The following is a 6310-nucleotide window of genomic DNA, read 5'->3' on the forward strand; positions in this document are numbered from 1 at the left end:
CCGGACGCAGGGGCCAGTCCGGCCCTTGCGCCCCCCAGGAGACAAGAACATGAAGAAGATTCTGATCACGCTGGGTGCCGCACTGGCCCTCACGGCGCAGGCGGCCGGCAGCTTTCCGGACAAGGCCGTCAACATCATCGTGCCCTTCCCGGCCGGCGGCTCCACCGACACGGTGGCACGCGCCATGGCCCTGAGCATGGGCGAGCAGCTGGGCAAGCCCTTCGTGGTGGAAAACCGCCCCGGCGCCACCGGCACCATCGGCGCGGGCGCCGTCAAGCGCGCACCGGCCGATGGCTACACGCTGCTGGTGGCCTCGCTGGGCCCCTTCGTGGTCACGCCGCACCTGGTCAAGAACGTGCCCTATGACGCAGGCAAGGACTTCGACTACATCACCATACCCGTGCAGGCGCCCAACGTGCTCGTGGCCAGCCCCGCGCAGAAGGCCCGCACCGTGGCCGAGGTCATCGCCGCGCTCAAGGCCAACCCCGGCAAGATCAGTTTCGCGAGTTCGGGCAACGGCTCCTCGGACCATCTGTCGGCCGAGCTGTTCTGGCAGCAAAGCGGCACCGAAGGCATGCACGTTCCCTACAAGGGCGGCGCCCCGGCCATCACGGACCTGATCGGCGGCCAGGTGGACTTCTCGTTCCAGAACGTCAACGCCGTGCTGCCCCATCTGCGCAGCGGCAAGCTGCATGCGATCGCCGTGACCGGCAGCCAGCGATCGCCCGTGCTGCCCGATGTGCCCACGCTGGCCGAGGCCGGCGTCAAGGGTGCCGAGGTCTACTCCTGGCAAGGCCTGGCCGCCCCCAAGGGCCTGCCCGCCGATGTGAAGGCCAAGCTGGCCAAGGCCGCCATCGCCTCCGTGCAGCAGCCCGACATCCGCAAGCGCTTCGTGGAGCAGGGCCTGGAGATCGTGGGCAACACGCCCGAGGAATTCACGCGCTACCAGGCCCAGGAGTCGGAGCGCTGGAAGCAGCTGATCCAGACCCGAAAAATCACTGCTGATTGAAATGAGGCACCCCCTGAGTCGCTTCGCGCCTTCCCCCGTTGCACGGCGCCCTCTCTCGCTCCGCGGGAGGGGAACGACACCCTCGGTGCGGGGCGGCGCGGCCGGCTTAGGCCCTTCCTCGGTGTCTCTGATCTTTGGTCGCGCCAGTTTTGAACAGATTTTTCTACATTGAGCACAGGGGATAGCTGAGATAAATCCGGGTTGGCCTCTGGTCATCTCCGCAGGCCTGCCACCACGCAGGCCCTTTTCACCGAGGCTTCCAGCCCCCGCAAGTTCCAAGGATTCCAAGGCATGGCGACCTCCCGTCCACGCGTTCTCCAGTTCGGCAAGATGCCACTTCCCCAGCTCGATGCCGAGCTGGCCCAGGCCTATGAGGTGACGCTGCTGTCCGAGCAGCCCGACCGCGAGCGCTTTCTCGCCGAGCACGGCGCGCAGTTCGAATACCTGGTCACCTCGGCCGCCATGGGCGTGCCCGCGAGCGTGGTGCAGGCCCTGCCCCAGCTGCGCTTCGTGAGCAGCTTCGGCGTGGGCTTTGACGCGCTGGACCGCGAGTCCCTGCTGCGCCAGGGCGCCCGCGTGGGCTACACGCCCGGCGTGCTGGACGACTGCGTGGCCGACATGGCCTTTGCGCTGCTGCTGGATGCGGCGCGTGGCCTGAGCGAGTCCGACCGCTTCGTGCGCCGGGGCGACTGGAGCCGAGGCCGCTTCGGCATCCGCACGCGCGCCAGCGGCAAGCACCTGGGCATCTTCGGCATGGGCCGCATCGGCTCCACCGTGGCGCGCCGCGCGGCCGGCTTCGACATGGAGGTGGCCTATCACAACCGCCGCCCGGTCGAGGGATCGCCCCACCTCTACCAGCCCTCGCTGCTGGAGCTGGCGCGCTGGGCCGACTTCCTCGTCATCACGGCCGCAGGCGGCGACGGCACGCAGCACCTGGTCAACGCCGAGGTGCTGGACGCGCTGGGCCCGCAGGGCTTTCTGATCAACGTGGCGCGCGGCAGCGTGGTCGACGAGGCCGCACTGGTCCAGGCCCTGCAGCAGGGCCGCATCGCGGGCGCGGGCCTGGATGTGTTCGAGGACGAGCCACGCCCCCATGCCGAGCTGCTGTCGCTGGACAACGTGGTGCTGGCGCCCCACATCGCCAGCGGCACGCACGAAACCCGCCGCGCCATGGCCGACCTCGTGCTGCGCAACCTGGCGCAGTTCATCGCCACGGGCCGGCCCGAGGCCGAGGTGCCGTGGTCCGCCGCGCAGCAGGCGGCCACCGCCGCCGCATAGCCGTTTTTTCCCAGAGACCGATCCAAACGATCCAAGAGCACGCCATGTCCTCCACCCCGACCATCACCGAGATCGAAGTCATTCCCGTCGCCGGCCGCGACGGCATGCTCATGAACCTCAGCGGCGCGCATGCGCCCTACTTCACGCGCAACATCGTGCTCGTGCACGACAGCGCGGGCCACACCGGTGTGGGCGAGGTGCCTGGCGGCGAAGGCATACGCCAGGCGCTGGAGGACAGCAAGGCGCTGCTCATCGGCCAGTCCGTGGGCAACCACCTCAAGCTGCTGCAAAACCTGCAGCAGGCCCTGGCCGGGCGCGACACGGGCGGGCGCGGCCTGCAGACCTTCGATCTGCGCATTGCCGTGCATGCCGTCACCGCCGTGGAGTCGGCCCTGCTGGACCTGCTGGGCCAGCACCTGGGCGTGCCCGTGGCAGCCCTGCTGGGCGAAGGCCAGCAGCGCGACCGCGTGGAGATGCTGGGCTACCTGTTCTTCACCGGCCCCACCGACAGGACCGACCTGCCTTACGTCCAGCCCGGCGAAGACCAAAGCGGCAGCGACGACTGGACGCAGGTGCGCCACATGACCGCCATGGACCCGGCCGCCATCGTGCGCCAGGCCGAGGCGGCGCATGCGCGCTACGGCTTCAACGACTTCAAGCTCAAGGGCGGCGTGCTGGCCGGCGAGCAGGAGGTGGAGGCCGTCACCGCGCTGGCCAGGCGATTCCCGCAGGCGCGCGTCACGCTGGACCCCAACGGCGGCTGGCTGCTCAAGGACGCCATCCGCCTCATGCGCGACATGCACGGCGTGCTCGCCTATGCCGAAGACCCCTGCGGCGCCGAGAACGGCTTCTCGGGCCGCGAAGTCATGGCCGAATTCCGCCGCGCCACCGGCCTGCCCACGGCCACCAACATGATCGCCACCGACTGGCGCCAGATGGTGCATGCGCTGTCGCTGCAGTCCGTGGACATCCCCCTGGCCGACCCGCATTTCTGGACCATGGCGGGCTCCGTGCGCGTGGGCCAGACCTGCCGCGACTGGGGCCTGACCTGGGGCTCGCACTCCAACAACCACTTCGACATCTCGCTGGCCATGTTCACCCACGTGGCCGCCGCCGTGCCCGGCAAGGTCACGGCCATCGACACGCACTGGATCTGGCAGGACGGCCAGTACCTCACCCAGAACCCGCTGCAGATCAAGGGCGGCTTCGTCGAAGTGCCCAAGACCCCGGGCCTGGGCGTCACCGTGGACCGCGCCGCGCTGCAGCGCGCCAACGCCCTGTACCTGGAGCACGGCCTGGGCGCGCGCAATGACGCCATGGCCATGCAATACCTGATCCCGGGCTGGACCTTCGACAACAAGCGCCCCTGCATGGTCCGCTGACCCCTTCCTTCCGTTACCCCTTTCCCGGAGCACCTCATGTCCCGCTACGACAACCTCATCAACGGCCAATGGAAGGCCGCCGACGGCTACAGCGCCAACACCAACCCCAGCGACCTGTCCGATGTGATCGGCGAGTACGCCCAGGGCAATGCCGCCGATGTGGAAGCCGCCATCGCTGCGGCGGCCGCGGCCTTTCCCGCCTGGAGCACCTCGGGCATCCAGGCCCGCCACGACGCCCTGGACAAGATCGGCAACGAAATCCTGGCCCGCAAGGAAGAGCTGGGCGACCTGCTGGCGCGCGAGGAAGGCAAGACCCGCCCCGAAGCCATCGGCGAAGTCGGCCGCGCAGGCCAGATCTTCAAGTTCTTCGCGGGTGAATGCCTGCGCCTGGCCGGCGAGACCCTGCCATCCGTGCGCCCCGGCATCGGCGTGGAAATCACGCGCGAGCCCGTCGGCGTGGTGGGCCTGATCACGCCGTGGAACTTCCCCATCGCCATTCCCGCCTGGAAGATCGCCCCGGCCCTGGCCTTCGGCAACTGCGTGGTTCTGAAGCCCGCCGACCTCGTGCCCGGCAGCGCCTGGGCGCTGGCCGACATCATTCACCGCTCGGGCATTCCGGCCGGCGTCTTCAACCTCGTCATGGGCCCGGGCCGCGTCATCGGTGATGCCCTGGTGCGCCACAGCGACGTGGCCGCCATCAGCTTCACCGGCTCCGTCGGCGTGGGCCGCGGCATTGCCCGCGCCTGCGTGGAAAGCGGCAAGAAGGTGCAGCTGGAGATGGGCGGCAAGAACCCGCAGATCGTGCTGGACGACGCCGACCTCACCCAGGCCGTGGAGCTGTCCGCGCAAAGCGGTTTCTACTCCACGGGCCAGCGCTGCACGGCATCGAGCCGCCTCATCGTCACTGACAGGATCTACCCCGCCTTCATCGAGGCCCTGCAGGCCCGCATGGCCAGGATCAAGGTGGGCGATGCCCGCGCCGCAGGCACCGACATGGGCCCCGTGGTCAGCCAGGCCCAGCTGGAGCAGGACCTGAGCTACGTGGAAATCGCCAAGGCCGAAGGCGCCGTGCTGGCTGCCGGCGGCGCTGCCGCCGCCTGCCACACCGGCAGCGGCAACAAGGGCTACTACATGGCGCCCACCCTGTTCGTGGACACCCAGGCCGCCATGCGCATCAACCGCGAGGAAGTCTTCGGCCCCGTGGCCAGCGTCATCCGCGTGAAGGACTACGAAGAAGCCCTGGCCGTAGCCAACGACACGCCCTTTGGCCTGGCCGCAGGCATTGCCACCACCAGCCTCAAGCACGCCACCCACTTCAAGCGCCACAGCCAGGCCGGCATGGTCATGGTCAACCTGCCCACGGCCGGCGTGGACTACCACGTGCCCTTCGGCGGCCGCAAGGGCAGCAGCTACGGCCCGCGCGAACAGGGCCGCTATGCGCAGGAGTTCTATACGACGGTGAAGACCGCCTACACGCTGGCCTGAGGCAGGACCCAAAGCAGCCGCCAGGTGCTGGCGGCTGCTTTCATCACTGACGCCATCCGCAACAAAACGATGCGGATGGCGTTTTTTCCTTCGTCGTTGCGCCCACAGTCAATTCTCGTGCGCGAAAGTGCAGACCGCCCCGTCCATTGCACCAGGGCCTTGCATAGCATCTTCCTCAACGTGAGAGCCGGCTTCAGCCGGCCGGCGTCCATACCGGAGGGAGACCATGGCAACAACTGCAAGAATTTCCGGCCCCGTGGGGCGGGCGGCAATGAACCATCCCAAAGACGTGTTCACTGTCCAGCAATTGCTCAACGGACATATGCAACGCGATCCCTGCCGCAAACTGCTGCGTGAGGACGGCAGATGGTCCAGGGCGCTGGAGCGCTCGATCGCCACCTTTCAGCAACTGTCCGGCTCGCCCGTCATGACCCAGGGCCGGATTGCACCAGCGACCCGCATGTTCGAACTGCTCGCCCAGCCGCCAGCAATCTTTGGCTACGAACGGCGCATGGCGCAATTCATGGGGCCGGAGCCGGTAATTCAGGGGCCTACGATCGAGGTTTTCATCTTTGATGGGAGGTTTATCAGTTCAGGATCCCAATGGGGGCATGCTGCAATTGATATCGATGGAAAGATATACAGTCGTGCGCCGACAAAATATGCAGTTTTGGATCGAGAAGAGTATATTCATGAAAATATACATAGAGTTAAAAGAGATATCATCGGCCTAGTGATACGCCTGTCCAATGAAGAGAAATCAATCATCAAGAAAGAGCTTGACAAAAGAGTAAAGGAGAATAAACCCTACAGCATCACAGCCAACAGCTGCTCCACCAATGTTGCTGAGATTCTTGAGATGATAGGCATTCTCTCCCACGATCCTCGGTTCAAGAACAATCCTTCATCCGGCCATCTAACCTCTCCCAAGGAACTACTGCTTGCAGTTTCCAAATCTGGGCGTGTAATTAGAAAAGTGAACTATTCAAAGGCAAATTGATGAAAAAAATTACTCGATTCATGGGCCCTATTTTCGCCGCCACACTGGTTGCTTGCAGCTATGAACCAACAGGTCGATGGGAGGCTACAGACACGGTAAATATTTATTCAAACAACGATCATCCACTCGTAATCGCCCTGTCTCTTATACACATCT

5 protein-coding genes are annotated in these 6310 nt (G+C 65.9%); all 5 read left to right on the plus strand.

Features of this window, described 5'->3' with window-relative positions; all coding sequences use genetic code 11:
• Positions 1-49 precede the first annotated feature (49 nt).
• Positions 50-1009: a tripartite tricarboxylate transporter substrate binding protein gene (locus tag JHD82_RS11600; RefSeq protein WP_012202189.1), complete on the plus strand. Its 960-nt coding sequence runs from the start codon at positions 50-52 to the stop codon at positions 1007-1009.
• A gap of 291 nt (positions 1010-1300) precedes the next feature.
• Positions 1301-2287, plus strand: a complete 987-nt coding sequence (locus JHD82_RS11605) for a 2-hydroxyacid dehydrogenase (protein ID WP_199136566.1) — start codon at positions 1301-1303, stop codon at positions 2285-2287.
• A 44-nt stretch (positions 2288-2331) separates the two neighbouring features.
• Complete coding sequence (locus JHD82_RS11610) at positions 2332-3669, plus strand: enolase C-terminal domain-like protein (RefSeq protein WP_034397726.1); 1338 nt, start codon at positions 2332-2334, stop codon at positions 3667-3669.
• 36 nt (positions 3670-3705) lie between these two features.
• Positions 3706-5154, plus strand: a complete 1449-nt coding sequence (locus JHD82_RS11615; RefSeq protein ID WP_013800127.1) for an aldehyde dehydrogenase family protein — start codon at positions 3706-3708, stop codon at positions 5152-5154.
• Positions 5155-5380: 226 nt separating this feature from the next.
• Positions 5381-6154, plus strand: a complete 774-nt coding sequence (locus JHD82_RS11620) for a hypothetical protein (RefSeq protein WP_199136568.1) — start codon at positions 5381-5383, stop codon at positions 6152-6154.
• The last annotated feature ends 156 nt before the right edge of the window (positions 6155-6310 follow it).

Origin of the sequence: Delftia sp. ASV31 (assembly GCF_016428765.1) — a bacterium.
Classification (GTDB): Bacteria; Pseudomonadota; Gammaproteobacteria; order Burkholderiales; family Burkholderiaceae_C; genus Comamonas; species Comamonas acidovorans.

What these genes read in the sequence shown, in the direction of transcription:
- JHD82_RS11620 (WP_199136568.1), top strand. Translation starts at nt 5,381, where the DNA reads ATGGCAACAACTGCAAGAATTTCCGGCCCCGTGGGGCGGGCGGCAATG.
- JHD82_RS11605 (WP_199136566.1), top strand. Translation starts at nt 1,301, where the DNA reads ATGGCGACCTCCCGTCCACGCGTTCTCCAGTTCGGCAAGATGCCACTT.
- JHD82_RS11600 (WP_012202189.1), top strand. Translation starts at nt 50, where the DNA reads ATGAAGAAGATTCTGATCACGCTGGGTGCCGCACTGGCCCTCACGGCG.
- JHD82_RS11610 (WP_034397726.1), top strand. Translation starts at nt 2,332, where the DNA reads ATGTCCTCCACCCCGACCATCACCGAGATCGAAGTCATTCCCGTCGCC.
- JHD82_RS11615 (WP_013800127.1), top strand. Translation starts at nt 3,706, where the DNA reads ATGTCCCGCTACGACAACCTCATCAACGGCCAATGGAAGGCCGCCGAC.